General features: G+C 52.4%; 19 protein-coding genes. 17 read left to right on the plus strand and 2 right to left on the minus strand.

Annotation, left to right across the window (positions count from 1 at the left end):
• Positions 1-36: 36 nt before the first annotated feature.
• Complete coding sequence (locus JK198_RS10395; protein ID WP_212710497.1) at positions 37-462, minus strand: VOC family protein; 426 nt, start codon at positions 460-462, stop codon at positions 37-39.
• A gap of 124 nt (positions 463-586) precedes the next feature.
• Here JK198_RS10395 and JK198_RS10400 point away from each other — a divergent pair, with 124 nt between their 5' ends.
• From JK198_RS10400 to JK198_RS10420, 5 genes are all read left to right on the plus strand, one after another.
• The gene (locus tag JK198_RS10400; protein ID WP_212708158.1) at positions 587-1489 is read left to right on the plus strand and encodes a LysR family transcriptional regulator; all 903 of its coding nucleotides are present in this window, start codon (positions 587-589) and stop codon (positions 1487-1489) included.
• 540 nt (positions 1490-2029) lie between these two features.
• Positions 2030-2713, plus strand: coding sequence for a nucleoside recognition domain-containing protein (locus tag JK198_RS10405; protein ID WP_212710513.1), 684 nt, complete (start codon positions 2030-2032; stop codon positions 2711-2713).
• A complete protein-coding gene (locus JK198_RS10410) occupies positions 2706-3173 on the plus strand; it encodes a YjiG family protein (protein WP_212709687.1) in 468 nt (155 codons plus the stop codon). The genes JK198_RS10405 and JK198_RS10410 overlap by 8 nt, the downstream gene beginning before the upstream one ends.
• A gap of 68 nt (positions 3174-3241) precedes the next feature.
• Positions 3242-4348 (plus strand): amidohydrolase, encoded by a 1107-nt coding sequence (locus tag JK198_RS10415; RefSeq protein WP_212710498.1) that lies wholly within the window; start codon positions 3242-3244, stop codon positions 4346-4348.
• A 180-nt stretch (positions 4349-4528) separates the two neighbouring features.
• Positions 4529-5893: a glycosyl hydrolase family 28 protein gene (locus tag JK198_RS10420; protein ID WP_212710499.1), complete on the plus strand. Its 1365-nt coding sequence runs from the start codon at positions 4529-4531 to the stop codon at positions 5891-5893.
• A gap of 72 nt (positions 5894-5965) precedes the next feature.
• Here the strand turns inward: JK198_RS10420 and JK198_RS16950 are convergent, their stop codons facing one another.
• Entirely contained in the window at positions 5966-6097 is a 132-nt protein-coding gene (locus JK198_RS16950) for a hypothetical protein (RefSeq protein ID WP_283092708.1), read from the minus strand.
• A gap of 191 nt (positions 6098-6288) precedes the next feature.
• On the opposite strand from JK198_RS16950, the gene JK198_RS10425 reads away from it, so the two are divergent.
• The 12 genes from JK198_RS10425 to JK198_RS10480 all read left to right on the plus strand — a co-directional run bounded on the left by JK198_RS10425 (position 6289) and on the right by JK198_RS10480 (position 22264).
• Positions 6289-6900, plus strand: a complete 612-nt coding sequence (locus tag JK198_RS10425) for a methylthioribulose 1-phosphate dehydratase (protein ID WP_212709684.1) — start codon at positions 6289-6291, stop codon at positions 6898-6900.
• 52 nt (positions 6901-6952) lie between these two features.
• Entirely contained in the window at positions 6953-9268 is a 2316-nt protein-coding gene (locus JK198_RS10430) for a molybdopterin guanine dinucleotide-containing S/N-oxide reductase (RefSeq protein WP_212709683.1), read from the plus strand.
• A 383-nt stretch (positions 9269-9651) separates the two neighbouring features.
• On the plus strand, positions 9652-10998 hold the full coding sequence (hdcC, locus tag JK198_RS10435) for a histidine-histamine antiporter (protein ID WP_212708701.1): 1347 nt from the start codon (positions 9652-9654) through the stop codon (positions 10996-10998).
• Positions 10999-11034: 36 nt separating this feature from the next.
• Complete coding sequence (locus JK198_RS10440; RefSeq protein WP_212708700.1) at positions 11035-12171, plus strand: histidine decarboxylase; 1137 nt, start codon at positions 11035-11037, stop codon at positions 12169-12171.
• 167 nt (positions 12172-12338) lie between these two features.
• A complete protein-coding gene (locus JK198_RS10445; protein WP_249213306.1) occupies positions 12339-13709 on the plus strand; it encodes an amino acid permease in 1371 nt (456 codons plus the stop codon).
• The gene (gene hisS / locus JK198_RS10450; protein WP_212710500.1) at positions 13706-15004 is read left to right on the plus strand and encodes a histidine--tRNA ligase; all 1299 of its coding nucleotides are present in this window, start codon (positions 13706-13708) and stop codon (positions 15002-15004) included. Before JK198_RS10445 ends, hisS begins: the two co-directional genes overlap by 4 nt.
• A 66-nt stretch (positions 15005-15070) precedes the next feature.
• A complete protein-coding gene (locus JK198_RS10455; protein WP_212708698.1) occupies positions 15071-16912 on the plus strand; it encodes an ATP phosphoribosyltransferase regulatory subunit in 1842 nt (613 codons plus the stop codon).
• A 94-nt stretch (positions 16913-17006) separates the two neighbouring features.
• Positions 17007-17795 (plus strand): TIM barrel protein, encoded by a 789-nt coding sequence (locus JK198_RS10460; RefSeq protein ID WP_212708697.1) that lies wholly within the window; start codon positions 17007-17009, stop codon positions 17793-17795.
• A gap of 48 nt (positions 17796-17843) precedes the next feature.
• Positions 17844-18623: an N-formylglutamate amidohydrolase gene (locus JK198_RS10465; protein WP_249213307.1), complete on the plus strand. Its 780-nt coding sequence runs from the start codon at positions 17844-17846 to the stop codon at positions 18621-18623.
• Between the two features lie 437 nt (positions 18624-19060).
• Complete coding sequence (gene proP, locus JK198_RS10470) at positions 19061-20536, plus strand: glycine betaine/L-proline transporter ProP (protein WP_212708695.1); 1476 nt, start codon at positions 19061-19063, stop codon at positions 20534-20536.
• Between the two features lie 437 nt (positions 20537-20973).
• Positions 20974-21561, plus strand: coding sequence for a common pilus major fimbrillin subunit EcpA (locus tag JK198_RS10475; protein WP_212708694.1), 588 nt, complete (start codon positions 20974-20976; stop codon positions 21559-21561).
• Positions 21562-21592: 31 nt separating this feature from the next.
• Positions 21593-22264: a hypothetical protein gene (locus JK198_RS10480; protein WP_249213308.1), complete on the plus strand. Its 672-nt coding sequence runs from the start codon at positions 21593-21595 to the stop codon at positions 22262-22264.
• Positions 22265-22268 lie beyond the last annotated feature (4 nt).

Below are 22268 nucleotides of genomic sequence, written 5' to 3' on the forward strand. Positions count from 1 at the left end.
ACCGCGCCCCGGCAGGCACCCACTGACCGGTGATTATTATTTGGCAAACAGCCGGGACATATCTTTAAATGCTTTGAATTCCAGGGCATTACCACAAGGATCCAGCAGGAACATGGTCGCCTGCTCACCCACCTGGCCTTTAAAACGGACATAAGGTTCAATCACAAATTGGGTGTTGAAATCACGCAGCCGTGCCGCCAGACTTTCCCATTCCTCCCAGCTCAGGACAATCCCGAAATGTGGTACCGGGACATCATGGCCATCGACCGGATTGGTATGGGCTGATTGCTGTGTCGCTGTCCGCGGATGTTCATGGATCACCAGCTGATGACCATAAAAATCGAAATCAACCCACTGCTCACTGGAACGGCCTTCAGCCAGACCAAAAATCTCGCCATAAAAACGACGGGCGGCAGGTAAATCATAAACCGGAATTGCCAGGTGAAACGGACTTAATGCCATAACGATACTCTCCGACTGCTCTGTTTTTCTGAGGGTGAGATTGCATTCTTATTGATATATTTTTTGATGAAAAGCGAATATTATGCGTTTCAATCAACAATAATTTTAATGAGTGGCACCACTGATGTTAAGAGAACTCAAAACCTTTGTTGCCGTCACTCAGTACGGAACGTTCGCCGCCGCAGGACAGCGTATCGGCCTGACACAATCCGCGGTCAGCGCCCAGATGCGTATCCTGGAAAATGCACTCGGCATCCGTTTATTTGACCGCTCCGGGCGCAGTGTCATGCTGAGCGCCGCCGGTAACCGTGTACTGCCAATGGCAGAAGAAATACTCAGTATTTTTGCCCGCATGTCACAGCCGAATAACGTCAGTGAATACCGTGGAGTGGTGAAAATAGGGGCGATTTCGACCATCCAGTCCGGGTTATTGCCCGAAGTGCTGGTCGGTATTCAGCAACTGGCCCCGCACCTTGAAACCCGGCTGGTGCCCGGGGTCTCTTTTAATCTGTTATCAATGGTCGAAACCGGCGATGTCGACCTGGCGATTACCATCAAACCGTCCTTCAGTCTGGCCAAAGAATTATGGAGCGAGACGCTGTTACGTGAGCCTTATGTGTTAATCGTCCCGCAAGATGTCACCGGCGATGACGCCAGAGCCCTGCTGCGTGAGCAGCCATTTGTCCGTTACGACCGGACCTCATTCGGTGGCCGGCTGGTGAGTCAGTTTTTACGCGAACAGCGCATCGAACCACGGCAAATCCTCGAACTTGACGAAATAGAAGCCATTGTCCGGATGGTCGAAAACCGGCTCGGGATTGCACTGGTGCCTCTTTCCGGCCAGTGGCTGAAGCGACACGCAAAAGTACGGGTGATCCCGTTACAGGCAGCCACCTTTTACCGTGAACTGATTATTGTCATGCGACACGCTAACCGGCGTTCCTCACTGCATATGATGCTGACACGCTGTCTGTCAGAGGGTGCACGGGCACTGGAATCCGACCACCAGGCCCCGTCACCGGACTGACCGCACGGCTTTTATCCGTGAGCGGCGTAGGTGCCGCTTCAGATACCATGATACGGAATTTGCTGACCCGCGGCTCATCCCGGCCGCACGACAGATTCCCCCCCAATCGCCGTGCCATCTCAATAATTTATCGGTTTTTCATAAAACAACGGTCCGGCAGTCACGCCTGACTAAAAGTAATGCTATAACTCATAAAATACTGTTTCTGTTTTTATAAACCTTTCCGGTAATTTAATGAAATAACCGGCATCACTAATCCGAAATAATCTTATCTATTGCACCAAAATAGCACCAGCGCACCAATACAGTGCCGGTTATTTACCGGATATAGAATAAAATAATATATTATCAGCTCCGCTCCGGGTGCAGTGTTATATCCCTGCAGATAACCCTCTGTGGATATTTTTCGGCCCCTGCGTTACCGGTAATTTTATTGCTGGCATAAAACCTGCTAATACTCCGGATTGCGGACAGGCAATACAGAGTATTTAGCTTCCGGCATCAGGGAATTTACTTAATTAAATAACAAAGAGAATAATGATGAACCACAACACTACTCCCCGGCAAAAGCCGGATAAAGATGACACAGCCCTGCGGGTAACCCCCGGCGCATGGATCGCACTGGCCGCTGTATTACTGGTATTTTCCGGACTGTTTTTTAATGTCAGAGGGATGGAATGGCTGGGCGCATTCGATTTTACCACCCTCGGCGGAGCCTTCGGTACCCTGAAAGCCGGTGGTTCAGGGACCTTTGTCGGCAGTGGCGGATTAGGTGCGAAAGCCGGTTTTCTGTTTGCCTTGTCGCTGGTGCCTACGGTAATGCTGGCACTTGGCTTACTTGAAATATTTACCTATTACGGCGCGATCCGTGCAGCCCATAAATTACTGACTCCATTACTAAAACCATTACTTGGCTTGCCCGGCTACACCGGGCTGGCACTGATCACAGATTTACAGAGTACCGATGCCGGAGCAGCATTAAGTAAAGAGCTGTATGACAGTCAAAAAATTACCCGTAAACACGTCGTGATCATGGGGGCCTGGCAGTATTCAGGGGCCGGTCTGATTAATAATTATTTCGCGATTGGTTCTGCACTGTTTGCCTCACTGACAACCCCGCTAATTGTTCCGTTATTACTGATGTTTGTACTGAAATTTGTCGGCGCAGGTCTGGTCAGAATGACGTTAAACACGGTCTGTAAAAAGGATTTTATCCATGAGTAATCCATTGTCTGCCCGTAGCAACCCGTTTGATATTTTTGTTATCGGGGCCCGTAAAGGCTTCAATATCGCCATCAACAATCTGATGCCAAATGTGGTGATGGCCTATGTTATTGCCGAAATGCTCAATCTGCTCGGGATTATGCAGTTTATCGGCCATCTTTTTGCGCCGGTAATGGGGGTTTTTGGTCTGCCCGGTGAAGCAGTGACCGTATTGCTTACCGCCTGGCTCTCTTCGTCAGCAGGTACCGGCGTCGCCGTCAGCCTGCTGACTAAAGGCACCTTAGATCCCGCACAGATCACCATACTGATCCCCGCCATTTTTCTGATGGGTTCCCAGTTACAATATATGGGCCGTCTGCTGGGGGTGGCGGACGTCCCGAAGAAATACTGGCCGTTACTGATGCTGGCCAGTGTTATCAACGCGGTGATCTCGATGCTGATTATGCGTTTTATTGCCTGAAACTATAACTACATCGTCCCGGCCGGCCTGAGTGCGCCGGCCTGACCGAAAAGATCAAGGAGTGAAATATGTCACGTACCTTACAGCACTTTAGTGTGCTGCATGAAATTCCGGAGCTGGGCTTCGAAGAATTTAAAACCTCCGCCTACATTGCGTCGGCCCTCGAAACCGCAGGATTTAACGTTACTCGTAACATTAACGGCACCACCGGTATTATCGCTGAACTGGACAGTGGCAACCCCGGGCCGGTATTAGCACTGCGGGCCGATATGGATGCCCTGAGGCATATTATTGACGGGCAGCACGTCGCTCGCCATACCTGCGGCCATGACGGTCACTCTTCAGTTGTGCTGACTGCCGCAGAAGAGATCCTGCGCGAAGGCCTGGTCAGAAAAGGTAAGCTGAGGATCCTGTTTCAGCCCGCCGAAGAACTCGGGACCGGGGCGATTGCGATGGTAGAAGGCGGTGCACTGGAGAATGTGGATATGCTGCTGGGTTTCCATCTGCGTCCGGTGGAAGAATGTCCGATGGGCCAGGCGGTTGCTGCCATGTACTATTCAGCTTCTGCGACCGTAGAAGCCGTATTTACCGGAAAAGCAGCCCATGCTGCGCGCCCGCATCTCGGGGTGAACGCCCTGGATGCAGCGGTACAGGCAGTGCAGGCGGTAAACAGTATTCATCTGTCACCGTCCCTGACCTTCAGTGCCAAAGCTACCCGTTTCCTGTGCGATGCGGGGGTCACAAACTCCATCCCTTCTGAGGCGCGGGTATGCTGGGATCTGCGTTCAGCAGAAAATGCACCGATGGACGAACTGAAACAAAAAGTCACCGCTGCGCTGCAAGGCAGTGCCGCCGCACTCGGGGCCAGTGTGGAGATCAGTATCCTGAAACAGATGCCGGCGGCTATTCTGGACGAAGATGCCACCGGAATTATCAGCCAGGCTATCTGCCAGCAACTGGGCGAAGCAGCTTTGCAGCCCGCCAGAACAACCCCCGGCAGCGAAGACTTCTTCCATTACCTTCGTCTCTGCCCGCAGGTCAAAGGTGGCTTCTGGGGACTGGGAGCTAATCTGACCCCCGGTCTGCACCACCCGGATATGCACTTTGACCACGATGCGCTGGCTATCGGCGTCCGAATCTTCAAATCCTGTGTACGTCAGGTACTGGGCGAGTAATGTTTTCGGCCTCTTGTGCGGAGGCCGGACTTCAGTATTCTTTCCCCCGCCCCCGGCGGTCAATTGTGTCAGCCAGTAAACACTGTGCACATTCCGAAACGCTTATTTTCTGGCAGCCTGCCGCGCAGCGATAAATGATAGATCCTGATACTTTCCGGGCCAATTTTTTCAGGAAAATCTATGTCATTGACCAAAATAAACCGCCGTTTGCTGGCACTGTCCGGCGTTATCAGTGTATCCGTACTGGCACCGCTGGGTTCCGCCAGCGCCGCTGTGGCCAGTCACCACTGTCTGTTTACCCCTTCTGCCGGGACAAACAGGGTTACCGTGCCCCTGCAACAGGCTATTGACCAGTGTCATCAGCAGGGAGGGGGTGTTGTCACCCTGCCTGCCGGTGAATGGATCAGCGGTCCGCTGATGCTGAAAAGCCACGTCACTTTACACCTTGCCGCCGGCAGTACCCTGAAATCTACCGGTGATCCTGCTGATTTCAGGCCCGCCTTTATCAGTCAGCCGCTACGGCCACAGGAAGCGCTGATTATTGCCAGCCATGTTACCGATGTCGGACTGACCGGCCCCGGGACTGTGGACGGCCAGGGACAGCATCACTGGTGGCCGGTCGCCACCGAGGCACGTAATCACCTGAAACAAGGGGACAGCCAGTGGTTTACCCGCCGCTGGCAAGGTGTCCCTGCTGCTAACGGTATGCCACGTCCGTGGCTGATTGAATTTGACCATGTACAGCACGGCACCATCAGTAAGCTGCAGGTGATCAATTCCCCGATGTGGAATGTAGTACTGCGTGACAGTCAGGATATTCAGGTCAGTCACAGCTCTGTGACCAACCCGCCAGACTCACCAAATACGGATGGGGTGGATATTGTGTCATCGCAGCATATCAGCCTGGATCACCTGAAATTGTCGACCGGTGATGATGATATTTCGATTAAATCCGGGCTGGCTTCTGCCGGTAATGCCCCGGCCAGCCGTGATATCACTATTGAAGATATTGATGTCCTGCGCGGCCACGGCGTATCCGTCGGCAGTGAAACCGCCAATGGTATTGGCCGTGTGACCCTGAAAGATATCCGGTTTAACGGTACCGAAAACGGGCTGCGGATCAAATCCGGCCGTGACCGTGGTGAAGGGATCGGTCCTTTTACTGCGGATAATATCCGCATGACCGGCGTCAGTGTTCCGCTGGTGATCACCGACAGCTACGGAGGAAACGGAGGATATTCAGCGAACAGTCTCGGCGTCCTTTCTCCGGCTGCCGTTGGCCGCTATACCCCGTTTATTCACGATGTCACCATTAATCATCTGACCGCCAGCGGTGCGAAAATGGCGGGTATTATCAGCGGTCTGCCAGAAGCGACACTCAGGAATATCCGCTTACAGAATGTATGGATCTCCGCCGGCCATGGCCTGCAGAGCCGTTACGTGTCCGGCAGCCGCAATAACGTGCATATTACGACACCGCCTCACGGACTCCCATGGCAACAGGGACCGGAAAACCACTGGACCGGGCAGTTTACAGCAGGGTAAGTTATAGCACGGCGGCCGGATACATTGCCGGCCGTGATAAATCTGTTTTCCCTTACCCGCAGGTACTGATGATCAAATATTCAGACTGTCTTGTCGCGGACTATCCGTTCCGCGAGCCGCCTCAGTCACGTTACTCTGCGGCAACGTACCGGTGAGCATCCGCTGGCCGATGGACTGACCGGCCAGTTCCGGAAAGGCAATCATGGGGCCGTCCGTATTCCGTCAGCGGAGTGACCCGCCAGCGCATATTCTCCGGGATTGCCCGTCACTGCCGCCCGGGCAGAGAATTATTGCTCCCCTGATGGCACAGTGATAACATCCTTACAGCCATTTAGACGGCTAAAACCGGAAGAATAATTCAGATAAACACAACATCAGGTATTAAAGGAATCCGTATGTGGCAACAACGACTGGCGGACTTAGTCACCGCCTGCCATTGGATCGGCAGTAAAGGCTGGGCACCTGCGACCGGCGGTAATATGTCAGTACGTCAGGACCCGCAATGGTGCTGGCTCAGTGAATCCGGCCGCGATAAAGGCTCGCTGACGACGGACGATTTTTTGCAGGTCGATATTGCAACCCTGCAGGCCCCTTCCGGGCGCATTCCCTCGGCCGAAACCGGTTTACATACCCTGGTGTACCGCCTGTTTCCGGAGGCTAACGCGGTATTACATGTTCATACCCCGAATGCCACCGTACTGTCACGCCTCGAGACCGGCCCGCAGCTGAACCTGTCCGGTTACGAAATGCAGAAAAGCCTGAGCGGGCAGACCAGTCATCTGGACACGGTCCCGGTGGCCATTTTCGATAATGATCAGGATATTGCTGCCCTTGCGCAGCGTATTGAACACTGGTCAGAAACACACCCGCTCAGGTATGGTTTTCTGCTGCGCGGACATGGCCTGACCTGCTGGGGTAAAGATGTCAGCGAGGCCCGCCGCCATCTGGAAGGTCTGGAATTTTTGTTTGAATGTGAACTAAAACTGCGCAGCTTCGGTACTCAATAACCCGTGCCAGCCCGCCAATACGTATAACCCAACACCAGACAGGCCGTTATTGATGCAAGCTGAAAATAAACTTACCTCCACACACTGGGGGACTTACCATGTCGACACCGCGGACGATAAAATTACCGCCATGACGCCGGTGGCATGGGATAAGAACCCGTCACCGATAGGCCAGTCAATGCCGGAGGCCGTCACCGGCAATACCCGTATCCGCCGTCCGGCGGTCCGCCTCGGCTACCTGCAGCACGGCCCTGATTCCCGTGAAGGCCGCGGTAAAGAACCGTTCGTTGAGGTCAGCTGGGAAAAGGCGCTGGATTTACTGGCTGGTGAACTGCACTCTGTTAAACAGCGTCACGGCAATCAGGCCATTTTTGGCGGCTCTTATGGCTGGGGCAGTGCCGGACGTTTTCACCACGTTCAGAGCCAGCTGCACCGTTTTCTCAAAGGTTTCGGCGGTTATACGGCCAGTACCAATACCTATAGCAGCGCTGCCGGGGAGCGTATTTTACCCCATATTATCGGTCCCCTGAGCCCGCTGCATAAGCAGCACACCCATTTTTCGGTACTGGCTGAGCATTGTGAGGTTTTCGTTGCCATCGGGGGCCTGCCGCTGAGGAATTCACAGGTCAATGTCGGCGGTGCCAGCGATCATATGCTGAAGTACTGGCTGGAAAAGATGCAGGCCCGCGGGGTGAAATTTATCAATGTCAGCCCGGTCAAAAACGATCTCAGCGCAGTCAGTAATGCACAGTGGCTGCCGGTCAAACCCGGCACAGATACTGCACTGCTACTGGCCTTGTGTCAGACATTAATCAGTGAAGATCTGCATGACACGGCCTTTATTGCCAGTCATACGGTCGGCTTTGAACCCCTGCGTCAGTACCTGAACGGCGAGACCGATGGTGTGGAAAAAAATGCCGCCTGGGCAGCCCCCCTGACCGGGTTAAGTGCCCGGCAGATCACTGAACTGGCCCGCACCATGGCTGCGCAGCGCACCATGGTCAATATCTCCTGGTCCCTCCAGCGCTCACGGCAGGGGGAACAGGCCTATTGGGCAACGGTTGCACTGACTGCCCTGCTCGGTCAGATCGGCACACCGGGTGGCGGCCTCGCTTTCGGCTATGCCTGTACCAACCTGGCAGGGGCTGATCGGCGGTCGTTCTCCGGGCCACGCCTGCCCGCCGGTGAAAATAACGTTAAGAGTATTATTCCGGTCGCCAGGTTGTCAGATATGCTGTTAAATCCCGGCGGAGAGTATCAGTTCGATGGCCGGCAGTGCCGGTATGCCGACATTCGTTTAGTTTACTGGGCGGGGGGCAATGCATTTCATCACCACCAGGACCTGAACCGGCTGGCGGAGGCGTGGCGACGTCCGGAAACCGTAGTGGTCCACGAACAATACTGGACTGCGCAGGCCAAATTCTCGGATATTGTTCTGCCTGCCACCACAGTACTGGAACGTAATGATATCGGCAGTGGCAGTCATGACGGGTTTATGGTGGCCATGCGCCAGCATATTGCGCCGTTTGCCGGGGCCCGCGATGATTACGCTATTTTTTCTGACCTGGCCGCACGGCTTGGTTTTGCAGATAAATTCACCGAAGGGCGTAATCCGGAACAGTGGCTGAAACATATTTATGATGAATCCAGACCGCGCGCGGAAAAAGACGGTATCGATCTGCCGCCGTTTGATGAGTTCTGGCAACAGGGCAAACTTGAATTTGACCGGCCGGTTACCCCGCAGGTATTTTTAGCGGATTTCCGTGCCGACCCGCAACAGTACCCGTTAAGTACCCCTTCCGGCAGGATCGAACTGTTCTCTGAAACCATTGCTGCATTTGGTTACAGCGAATGCCCGGGTTATCCGTACTGGGATCCCCGTGAATATGAATTTCAGCAACAACAGTCAGAACAGTGGCCGCTGCATATGCTCTCCAGCCAGCCAGCAACACGGCTGCACAGCCAGTATGATCATGGCAGTATCAGCCGCCGCACAAAAATCCACGGCCGCGAACCCTTATGGATGCACCCTGACGATGCAGCAGCACGTGATATTACCGAAGGCAGTGTGGTGAAAGTGTTTAATCAGCGCGGAGCAATCCTCGCCGGAGCCCGCATCAGTGATCAGATCCGCCCCGGGGTGATCCAAATCGCTACCGGTGCCTGGTATGATCCGCAGGATCCCGCCACCCCGGGATCACTGGATAAACACGGTAACCCGAATGTGCTGACCGAGGACCGGGGCAGTTCACGTCTTGGCCAGGGCTGCAGCGCCCAGAGCTGTAAAGTAGAAATTGAACGCTGGCAGCAGCCTCTGCCGGAGATTACCGCTTTCTCTCCGCCGGAATTTGTCACCCTGAGTGAATAATTATCGCAGACCTCTCCGCTAACTCCCCGTCCCGCTAAACAGGGTCCGCTCCGGCGGACTCTTTTACTATCCTCATGAATACATATTCAGCCGGAAAACAGACTTTCCGCAGACATTTAATTCCTCAGATAAATAAATTAACTAAAATAAAGAAATAAGAAATAATAATAAGTACATATAAAAAATAAAACAGACACAAAAATAAACAGGGACAGAGTCAGTTTCCGATTTTTTCCCTCGTTACTCATCAGATAATGACCTTCTGCCAGTTTCTGTTTATCACAATATGATTTTTATCAAAAAATACCCTTACCCCCTGCCTAAAATAACCTGAAAAGTAACGGATACACGTAATTCCACTTTTAAATATAGGAAATATTATTATGGGGAAGGTAAGTAAAGGCTCCGCTCATAAAATGGGTGTTGTCGCTCTGACCTTAGTGACCGCATCAAATATGATGGGGTCCGGGGTATTTATGTTGCCCACCAATCTGGCAGGGGTCGGTTATATTTCTCTGTGGGGCTGGGCATTAACGATTATCGGGGTAATTGCCCTGGCATTGGTATTTGCCAAGACCAGTCTGCTGACTCCGCGGAATGGCGGTATCGTCGCCTATGCCAGTGATGCATTCGGCCCATTTATCGGCTTTCAGACCACCCTGTGCTACTGGATAAGTGCATGGGTCGGGAATGTCGCCTTACTGGTCGCCGGAGTAGGCTACCTGAGTTATTTTTTCCCGCAACTGCGGAACCCGGTCTATGGCTGTATTACCGCCATCGTTATCCTGTGGGCCTTTGTGGTTCTGGCAAGTTTCGGGGCCAGGGTCGCAGGCCGCGCCCAGTCATTCACCGCCAGCTGTATGCTGGTCGTGGTACTGGGGGTCGGTGTCGTCGGCTGGTTCTGGTTTGATCCACATATGTTCAGCCAGGTGTATAACGGCACCGGAAAAAGTGACAGTTCGGCGATTATTTCTGCCGCCTCGATTGCCTTATGGGGTTTTCTGGGAGTCGAGTCGGCGGTGGTGTCCAGCGGACAAGTCGATAATCCGGAAAAAACCGTGCCCAGGGCTACCGTCTACGGCCTGCTGATAGCTTCTGTATGTTATGTCGGTAGTTGCAGCGTGATTATGGGCCTGGTCCCCCATGAGGTCTTAATTAAGTCCGCCGCCCCGTTTGCTGATGCCGCACGTTATATGTTTGGCGATATGGCAGGGAATATCGCTTCTGCAATGAGCATTATTGCCTGCTTCGGCTCTATTTCAGGCTGGTTAATACTGCAGTCAGAAGGTCCGCGGGCCGGTGCACAGCAGGGACTGTTTCCGAAATTCTTCTCGGATACCAATAAACAGGATGTCCCGATGAAAAGCCTGATCTTTACCGGGGTGCTGATGAGTCTGGTCCTGATGCTGACGGCTTCACCTGATCTGGCCCGCCAGTTCCAGGTAGTGATCCTGATGGCGGTCTTTGCTTCATTACTGCCTTATATGTATGCACTGATTTCTCTGCCAATCATCATGATATCCAAAAAGATCAACCGCGGAAGAACCTTTATGTTCTACAGCGTACTGACACTGATTGGCATTATTTACAGTATTTTTGCCCTGCTGGGCGCCGGTACTGACTCAATGTTCTGGGGTGTGGTAATGATGATAATCACTATCCCGTTATATTCATTTGTCGCTGCCGGACGAAATAAACAAGGCCAGAAAATTCTTTATCTCGAAAAATAAACATACTTTCTATTTTTTCACCAGAGGAGTCCTATCATGACATTATCAATTACCGATCAAAATAAACTTGATGAGTTCTGGTCTTATTGTGTTAAGAATCAGTACTTCAATATTGGTTATCCGGAATCTGCTGATTTTGATTATACGATCCTGGAACGTTTTATGCGCTTTTCTATTAATAACTGCGGTGACTGGGCGGAATACTGTAACTATTTACTGAACTCCTTTTCTTTCGAAAAAGAGGTTATGGAATACTTTGCTCATCTGTTCCGGATTCCGTTTGAAGAAAGCTGGGGATATGTGACTAACGGCGGTACTGAGGGCAATATGTTTGGCTGTTATTTAGGGCGTGAGCTGTTCCCTGAAGGGACGCTCTATTATTCCAAAGATACCCATTATTCTGTGGCTAAAATTGTCAAACTGCTGAGGATTAAATCCTGCGTCGTCGAGTCTCAGGCGAATGGTGAAATAGACTATGATGATTTAATACACAAAATCAGCCGTGATAATGAGCGCCATCCGATTATTTTTGCCAATATCGGGACCACCGTGCGCGGTGCAATTGATGATATTGCACTGATACAACAGCGGGTCAAAGCGCTGGGGATCCCCCGTGACGAATATTACCTGCATGCAGATGCAGCCCTGAGCGGAATGATCCTGCCCTTTGTCAGTGATGCACAACCTTTCAGTTTTGCTGACGGCATCGATTCTATCGGGGTTTCCGGCCATAAAATGATCGGTTCCCCGATGCCCTGTGGGATTGTCGTCGCGAAAAAGAAAAATACCGACCGTATTTCCGTAGAAATTGACTATATTTCGGCCCACGATAAAACCATTACCGGCTCACGTAACGGACATACTCCGCTGATGATGTGGGAAGCTATCCGCAGCCATTCAGAAGCTGACTGGCAGCGCCGCATCGAACGCAGCCTGACACTGGCACAATATGCGGTGGATCGTTTTCAGCAGGCAGGTATTCCTGCGTGGCGTAACCGTAACTCGATCACGGTAGTGTTCCCCTGTCCGTCCGAAGCCGTCTGGCAGAAACATTGCCTGGCAACGTCCGGCGATATCGCCCATCTGATCACCACCGCACATCATCTGGACAGCAGTAAAATTGATGCCCTGATCGACGATGTTATCGCCGACTATGCCCATAAAGCGGCATAAAAAAGGACAGTGGTAATCACCACTGTCCTGTCCGATACGTCGCCGGTACTGACGCCAATCACGCCCGGCGACGTATAACAGCTGGTGCAGAGTATCACGTGGCCCGCCCTGCTCTATACGGGTCAGATCAACTCTCCGGCAATATCTCTCTTTTACGGGGCAACATCATGATGACCTCCAGAGATAATACTGCCCCTAAAATGGGGCTGCTGACACTGACCATTATGGCGGCCTCAAATATGATGGGCAGTGGTGTGTTTATGCTACCGGCAACCCTGGCCGGTATCGGATCCGTGTCAGTCTGGGGCTGGCTGCTGCTTTTTCCCGGCGTACTGGCTCTGGCCCTTATTTTTAATAAAATTAACGATCTCTGCCCGCAAAATGGCGGCATTATTGCCAATATCAGCCAGTACTTCGGCCCGTTTACCGGCCTGCAAATGACCCTGTTTTACTGGTTATCCACCTGGATAGGGAACTGCGCACTATTGCTGGCCAGTATCAGTTACCTCTCCGGACTGCTGCCGGGGCTGACGACCCCCGGCGGCGTGTTTACCGGCTGTATGGTTCTGCTCTGGCTGTCGGTAATTTTCGGGCTGTTTGGCGTACGCCAGGTCGGCAGAGCCCAGATTATCACCGGCGGTTGTATGCTGCTGGTGATCCTGTCAGTCAGTATCGCCGGCTGGCTGCACTTTAGTCCGCAGAACTACCTTGCCGCCGGTAATGTCAGTGGTAAGCCGATGCCACAGGCTATTTTTCACGCAGCCACCCTCTCTATGTGGGGTTTTCTGGGAATGGAATCAGCGTCAGTTTCGGCAGGCCAGGTACGTCACCCGCGCCGCACCATTCCCCTTGCGACCCTCGGCGGGATCAGCATAGCTCTGGTGTGCTATCTCTTTTCCACCAATGCCATTATGGGGCTGTTACCCCATAACCAGTTAGTGCTGTCCTCTTCGCCGTTTACTGACAGCGCACAGCTGCTGTGGGGACCGGCCGCGGCCCATATTATTGCGTTACTGGTGGTTATTGCCTGTATCGGTGCTATTCCGGGCTGGCAAATACTGCAAACAGAAGTCCCCAGAGCTGCCGCCGGAGCAGGATTGTTCCCGGCCGTTTTTGCTAAAACCAACCGCTATGGTGTGCCCTGGGTCGCACTGTTAGTCACCTCTCTGCTGATGTCCGGGGTGTTGCTGATGACATTATCGGCGAATCTGCAGGCACAGTTCCGCACCGTGATCGGCCTGGCGGTGTCAGCGTCACTGTTCCCGTATGCCTTCGCGGCACTCTCTTTGCCGGTGATGATGATGACATCAGGCTCTCCCTGCAGACAGCGATCAGCTTATTTGCTGCTGTCCCTGACAGCATTGCTGTTTATCAGCCTGGCAATTATTTCCGGTCAGTCTGACACGCTGGTATGCGGAATATTGATTCAGATGGCCACTCTGCCTCTTTACCTGCTTTACACTTCACGTCGGAAAAAACAGCCCCGGCACCTGTTTATGCCCGCCGGTCTTTTTCCTGATCACAAGGAACGCTTATGAATGATATAAAATCTGTTCGCGGCATGCGTGATGTTCTGCCGGATGTAACCCCTCAGTGGCAATGGCTGGAAGCCAGATTCCGCCAGATGGCCCACCGCTATGGCTACCAGGAAATGCGCCTGCCGTTACTGGAACCCGTATCCCTGTTTGAACGGGCGGTCGGCGTGTCCACGGATATTGTGTCGAAAGAGATGTATAACTTTCGCGACAAAAGCGGGGAAAATATTACCCTGCGGCCGGAAGGCACCAGTGGCTGTCTGCGGGCAGTGCTGGAAAATAATATGTGTTATCACAAAACCCAGCGCCTGTGGTATCAGGGCCCGATGTTCCGCTATGAACGCCCGCAAAAAGGCCGTCTGCGCCAGTTTACCCAGTTCGGGGCCGAAGCCTTCGGTATGCCGGGTGCCGATATTGATGCTGAACTGATTTTTATGGTCAGGGATCTGTTTACCGGTCTGGGTCTGGAAAATCATGTTCGTCTCGAAATAAATTCATTAGGTAACAGCAGCGAAAGACAACTCCATCGTCAGGCACTGGTTAACTGGTTCAGCCACCACCAGCAACTGCTGGATGAAGACAGTAAAATGCGTCTTGCCATCAATCCGCTGCGGATACTCGACAGTAAAAATCCCCGGTTGCAGACTCTCATTGAGCAGGCCCCGCGGCTTACGGATTTTCTGCAACAGGACTCACAGCAGCATTTCGCCACCCTGTGTGAATTACTGGATAAGGCAGAGATCGCTTACCGGATAAATCCGCGGCTGGTGCGCGGGCTGGACTATTATTCCCACACCGTCTTCGAATGGATCACCGATGATCTCGGGGCCCAGGGCACTGTGTGTGGCGGCGGACGCTACGACGGATTAGCCGAACTGTTCAGCGGGAAACCTCTGCCGTGCTGCGGTTTCGCTATCGGGATTGAACGGCTGTTGCTGCTACTGGCAGCCACCAACCGTACCGTCACAGATCACCGCCATGTTCCCGATATTGTCGTGACTTCTGAGTTATCCGATGGCGGTATCAGTGCATTATTACTGGCAGAACAGCTCAGACGCCGTTTCACGACCCTCAGGGTACTGACCGACAGCAGCGGGGCCCGGCTGAAACGCCAGCATCAGAATGCCCTGAACAGCCAGTGCCGGATAATAATTACGCTGAATCATGACGGACACATCCGGCTGTGGGACTTACAGAGTCAGCAGCAATCAGAGACGGATAATGCCGGGCTGATGACAATGATTGCCGCCCGCCAGCAGCACTGGCAAAAATCAACCCCCAATAGCGACAGACCTTAACCGGTCAGCTGCTGCCTGCCGTGGCCGCCAGCGATCACGGCAAGCTTTTTTCGTGGAAAGGATGTCATGCCAAGAAAGAATCGCCTGTTTATTCAGGGCCTTCCCCATTTGGTGCGCCTGCGGGGGCATAACTCACAGCCACTGTTTCTCGAACCGGCCGACTATCAGTACTGTCTGACCTGTCTCGATAAAGCGCTACAGGAATATGATGTTAACTTACATGGCTATTCTCTGAACGCCGATCAGGTATTGCTGCTGCTGAGTGCCGCTGACAAACAACAACTGGGACGCTTTATGCAACAACTGGGCCGCAGTTATGTGCCTTTTTATAATCACAAATATCAGCGACGTGGCGCACTGTGGGAAAGCCGTTATGACAGCTGTCCGCTGGAGAGCAGCAGCTATTTTCTGCTGGTGAAGAAATATATCGAACAGCCGCGGCTGGCCGCTCCCTGTCGTAGTCTGGCTGAGGACCCGCCGCAGAGGATTATCCCGCACAACGAATACCTGAATCTGGGGCCTGACGCAGAGCAACGCCGCCGCCATTACCTGCTGTTTTGTGAAACCCCGGACAGTCCGGCAATCGTGCAGAATATTCGCTATGCGCTGGAGCAGAATTGCCTGCTGGCTACTGCCGGTTACAGCCGGCCTTTGGAGCACACCCTGCAGCGTCGTTTACGTCCCCGTCAGTCAGGCAGACCCAGAAAACGTTTTACCAATCCGGTGGTGATGTGGAGCAGGCTGGAAAACCAGGTGAAGACACTGCTTGAACGCTACTGCTATCAGGAAATTCGTCTGTCATTGCTGGAACAGGGCACTTCAGTTCCTTTTTCCCTGCAGCATAATGACTGTCCGGTGACTCACCGCAGCCGGTTACACCGTGATGGTACTGACAGCTGTCTGCAACTGGTATCACGCCACCGGCAGCTTCAGCATGCCAGCAGACTCTGGTATCTGGGGGCGGCCTTCCGCCACGGTGAGGAACAGCCACATACCCTGCGCCAGTATCACCAGTTGGGTGTCGAAGCTTTCGGTTACCAGGGGATCACTATGGTGCTCGAACAGCTACAGCTGCAACAGACACTGTTCAGGAGCTTAGGGCTGGATAACCACACAGAGCTGCGGATAAATACCCCGGGCACCGGCAGCGAATTCAGTGATTACTGCGCCAGGCTCCGCCAGTGGTATCAGCCGTTACGCTATTTACTGACCCCACAGCAACAACGCTGGTCAGAAGAAAACCCGATACGTTTACTGCAAAACCACGATAACGATCCACTGCTGAGTCGTCTTAATCAGCAGGCACCCTGCGCCAGCGGATTTATTTCTGAACATAGCCGCCAGCAATTCAGGCAGCTGTGCCAGGCATTGCAGCAGCTGGGAATTCCGTATCTCCATGACCACGGGCTGTTCTCAGCCAACCATTACAATACACTGGTCTTTGAATGGCACAGTAACCTCGCAGAGGAACATTCGTTACTCAGCCGGGGCGGTTGCTACGACGAGAATGCAACCCGGATCACCGGTCACCCGCTTGCGGCCTGCGGCTTTACACTGATGTTCGATAATCTGATGCAGTTGCTGGCCGGGTTACAGGGATACGATATGCTGAGTCCGCAGGCGGATGTAGTGATCCTCGCTGCACAGGCACAGACCCGCGGCCCGGCGCTGATCCTTGGCCGTACACTGCGCCAGCATTTTCCACAGCTGAGTATTATTAATGACTGCTCCCCTTTCCGTTTGCCGGTCTGCCGTAAGAATGCGTTACGCCAGGGCGCACAGGTCATTTTACAGGCAGAAGATGATGACAGCCTGGTGACGGTTTTTACCCGCGAATCTGTTCACGGACAGCGTCTGCCGGTGACAGAGGTTATCGCGCAGTTAAGCCGGTTAATATTATCCTCCTGACCTTCACAGGGCTGGCATAAATTTTCTTCCGGCGGCACACTGATAAAAACTCAATAACATCACCGCCATCCGGCCATCAGACAAGGAACGGGTTATGCAGGCAGCGCTGCGTTTTTGTGCCAATCTGAAGTGGTTATTTACTGAACTTCCCTTCGGACAGCGTTTTGCCGCCGCCGCACAGGCCGGGTTCACGGCCGTCGAATATGCTGCTCCCTATGATTTCCCGGCCGCCGATCAGCGCCGCTGGCTGAGCCAGCAGGGTTTGCAACTGCAACTGATCAATACTCCGGTCGGCCCGGCAGGCAGTTTGTCTTCGGCCGGGCAGGCCTGCCATCCACAGCGCACCAACGCTTTTCGCCGCGACATTATCCGGGCAATCAACTATGCCAGTGCTTTATCCTGCCCGATGATCCACGTTCAGGCCGGAGTGTTACCGGCCGGGGTGACGCATCAGCAGGCTTTCGATACCCTGTGTGAAAATTTACAGATGGCAGCGGGGCTGGCCGCCAGCCATGATATTACCCTGCTGCTGGAAGCGATTAATCACTATGATATTCCAGCCTATTTTTTACAGACCCAGGCCGAAAGCCTGGCGGTCATTCAGCAGGTAAATACCGGAAACCTGCGGCTGTTATTTGATATCTATCACTGCCAGCGCACAGAAGGTGATGTCAGCGGGCGGCTGGCAGAGTTCTGGCCGTGGATCCGTCATATTCAGGTGGCTGACACACCATTACGCGGTGAACCGGGCAGCGGAGATATCGACTGGCCGGCGCTATTTTCACAATTACGTTCACTGAATTACCACGGCCGGATTGGCTGTGAATACCGGCCATCTGCCGGTACTATCGCTGGACTGGGCTGGATCAACAGTTATCGCTGAGACCTGCACAGTCACCATCACCCCACAGGCTTATAAAGGAGCATGACCTTGTCTGAACCCCTGCTTTACGCAGATGAACCTGCTGCGTTTACCGTCAGTAATCCCGACGGAAAATCCCCTTTTTTGATTTTGTGCGACCATGCAGGAAAAAGGATCCCACGGCGACTGGGTGATCTGGGGTTAACCGACGCAGATATCAGTCGTCATATTGGCTGGGATATTGGTGCGCTGGCAGTATCGCAGTTGCTCAGTCAATCACTGGATGCAACCCTGGTATCCCAGACCTATTCACGACTGGTGATTGACTGCAATCGTACCCCTGGCGTGGAAAGCTCCATCCCGCAACTGTCGGAAGACACGGTAATCCCCGGCAATCAGGGGATCTCCCCTCAACAGAAAGAGTCCCGCCGCCGGGAGATCTTCACCCCCTACCACGATCAGATCCGCCAGATCCTTGAACAGCGCCGGTTGCGCGGGCAGATGACCTGTATTCTGGCAATGCACAGTTTTACTCCGGTTTATCTTGGTGTCCCCCGCCCCTGGCATATTGGTGTGCTCTATAACCGCCTGAAAGCGTATCCGCACGCATTACTGGCGCAGTTAGCAGCCAGAGATCAGTGGGTCGTCGGTGATAATCAGCCCTATGCCGTGTCCGATGCCACTGACTATGCACTGCCACAGCATGCAGAAAAAAATGCACTGCCTGCGGTCGAAATTGAGTTACGTCAGGATTTGATTGTCGACAGCGCCGGACAAGCCCGCTGGGCACAGGATCTGGACAGCCTGTTTCGTGATGCCTGGAAACACTACCAGCAAAAAACATTATAATTATTTATGTTTATACGCAGCACCTCCTGATTCCTCTGCAGGCCGGCAACGATTATCCGGCCTGTGGAATAAGCGCCCCGGCAGGACAAAACAAACAGATTTACCCCGCTACCGGCACAGAATCCGGTAATATAACAGCATATTCTTCAGGATATTTCCCCTGCTATCTCAATGGCATTTCTATAGTTATATCATCCTTTTATTTTATGTAATTCGGAATATATAACTGTTATATAGACTTAATGTCGCTATTTCCCCCTGAAACTTGAAACTGATCACAGTTTTATACTAAGGTAGCTATATATCAATTTGTATTGATAATATTTGGCCTTATTCTTCCGGCTTCTTATAGCTTTCTTTCCCCCTTCTGTATTTTCTGTTCTGTTTATGGCAACGAAAGCTATAAGGCGCTCTCATTGATTATGTTATGAGGACTTATGACAAGCACCAGTCACGCTAGCGAAAAACAGAAAAAACATTTCTGGAACAAAAAACAAAAAGAGCTGACCGTTGATGATATTACTATCGTCGATAACGATATGCTGAAACGGGCGGTGGGCGCGGCCGCTTTAGGGAATGCCATGGAATGGTTCGATTTTGGTGTCTTCAGTTATCTGGCCGTGACCATCGGTAAAGTGTTCTTTGCCGATGCCAGTGCAACGGCACAGTTAATTGCCACGTTCGGGACTTTCGCCGCCGCTTTCCTGGTCCGGCCGCTGGGTGGTCTGTTTTTCGGACCACTGGGTGACCGCTATGGACGACAAAAGATCCTCGCCATTACGATGATAATGATGGCGGTGGGTACTTTCTGTATCGGTCTGATCCCTTCCTATAGCAGTATCGGTATTATGGCACCGATCCTGCTGCTGGCCGCACGTCTGCTGCAGGGGTTCTCTACCGGGGGGGAATACGGCGGTGCCGCAACCTTTATCGCGGAATATTCGACCGATAATCGCCGCGGGTTTATGGGCAGTTTTCTGGAGTTCGGGACCCTCGGTGGCTATTTGCTGGGCGCCGGACTGGTCACCGCCCTCACTTCTGTGATGCCTGCCCGGGCAATGCTCGACTGGGGCTGGAGAATTCCGTTCTTTATTGCCGCCCCGCTGGGACTGTTCGGCTTATATGTACGTCTGAAACTGGAAGAAACCCCGGCATTCCAGCAGCATATGGAAAAACAGGAGGCCCTGGAACACAGTAAACCCCGCCTGAATTTATGGCAGATGCTGACCAAATACCGTGCCCAGATGCTGAAATGTATCGGCCTGGTATTACTGTTTAATGTCTCCAACTATATGCTGACATCCTATATGCCAAGTTACCTGACCGGTATCCTCGGCCTGAGTGAACTGAGCAGCCTGTTACTGGTGATGGTGGTCATGTTTGTCATGATGCCGCTGACACTGTTCTGGGGCCACCGTACGGACAGTGTCGGACGTCGTCCGGTGATTGCCGGAGGAGCGATTGGCCTGATCGTGCTGTCGGTTCCCTGCCTGATGCTGATTGGTTCAGGAAATATGTGGGGAGTCTTTGCCGGACTGATTATTCTGGGTGTGGTACATACCTGCTTCAGCGGGACCATGCCCGCGACCCTGCCGGCACTGTTTACCACCGATATTCGTTACAGCGCACTGGCCATCGGTTTTAATGTTTCCGTATCTCTGTTCGGCGGAACTACCCCGCTACTGACCGCATGGCTGGTAGATAAGACCCATAACCTGATGGTTCCGGCCTATTACCTGATGGCTGCCGGCGTTATTGGCCTGATTACGGTGTTCACGTTACGTGAAACTGCCCGTAAACCACTGCGTGGTTCAACCCCGGCAGTCGCCAGTAAAGCGGAAGCCATGCTGCTGATAAAAAAACTGCAGCGCCGGAATAAGAAAAAATCCGAAACACAGACTCCGGCACAGTAAGCCGTCTGTCTTATTCACGCCGGGCTAAGCCCGGCGTTTTTTTTATCCTCTGCTTATTAAGCCGTCACCGGGTGTAGGTTGCCTGTCGCCGAAAAGCTTAATGAATAAAATAACCACGCTAATTTGTTATAAATAACCATATCCGGATGAAATAGCAAAAATATAATTGCTACGCTTCCGTCCAGACAAAAACTGCCCTCATAAATAATAATAAATAAAATATAAAATAAATAAAAACCATGCCAATTAAATTTAATTCACTATTTATAGTGATAACCGGATGCTATAGTCCGATCATTAGCCATACCAGTGACAGGCTGATTATTTCTCTTATTAAGATAAATAATTATTTCTTTTATGGAAGAAAGATATACAGCCGGATTGCACAGCAATAGATCGTTTATCACCCAAAGAACATCGACTATCAGGGATGTGATATGAAACGTATAATACTTAGCGGGATATTAGTGACGGCGGTAGTTATTCCCGTCATTTCTCTGGCTGCAGAGTCCACCGCCAACGCGGTTGCCACCTGGTCTGCGACGGCCAGAAAAGACACCACCAGTAAACTGGTGGTGACTCCTCTGGGATCACTGACTTTTCAGTATGCAGAAGGCCTGAAAGGCTTTAATACCCAGAAGGGATTATTTGATATCACCATTTACGGTGACAGCACCTCAACAGCGTTCCGGCTGACCTCACGGGTATTAAGCGATACTCTTATCCGTGCAGATAATTCAGGGTCCACATTACAGGTCGGGGTTACTTACCACGGCCAGCCGGTAACAAAAACCAGCGATACCGTGATGACCGATACGGCCAGGGGTATTTCAGGGGGCAACCTGAGTGCTTTATCCGGCAGCTTTAATCTGAATAACCGTACTATGTCCCAGGACCAGTTCACTTTTTCTATTATCGGTGCAACCACCGATGGCAGTACTGCCGTGACCGATTACAGTGCATTGCCGGAAGGGATTTGGAGCGGAGATATCAGTGTGCAATTTAATGCTGTCTGGACCAGCTGATTTATCCTGACCCGGTATATAAGGAGCGGTGATGAAATACCTTATTTTATTCTGCGGATTATTTTCTGTGATGTTTTCACGCAGCTACGCATTAGATGTCGGCGATATTACGTCCTTTATTTACAGTGATCAAAATACCATGGGTAAAGAAATTGCTAACCCTACCGATAATGGCCGTTTAATCACTCTGAGAATAGAAAAACTATCATCACCGCTGGCGGACGGAAAAATCATTACGACCGGAAATAGCCGCCGGGAAGTATTAATGACCCCCGCCAGCCTTTTACTGCCGGCTCACAGTAAAGAAATCGTCCGCTTCTATTACCAGGGACCGGCAGATAATCAGGAACGTTATTACCGGATAGACTGGCGGGACCAGTCCCTGAGCCGTATACCGGCCGAAAATACCGCCCGCGAAGCGGTCGCCACCTCTTCGGCACAAATAGGTACCCTGCTGGTGGTCGCACCACGTCAGGTCCGCTACGCCTGGCAGTACCGTAACAGCACTCTGTTCAATACCGGCAACGCAACACTGCGGGTCGTTGCCTATGGTCCCTGTCGCAGTGCCACCGACGGCAAGGAATGCCGGGAAAATTACTATCTGCTGCCGGGCAAAAACCGTGCATTCAGTCGTGTCAATGTGGCCATCAGACAAGGCCATATTGGTCTGTGGCAGGCCGCTACTTTTGTGGCTGTCAAATAAACTG

The sequence above is a fragment of the Tatumella sp. JGM91 genome, from assembly GCF_018257575.1.
GTDB classification, from domain to species: Bacteria; Pseudomonadota; Gammaproteobacteria; order Enterobacterales; family Enterobacteriaceae; genus Tatumella; species Tatumella punctata.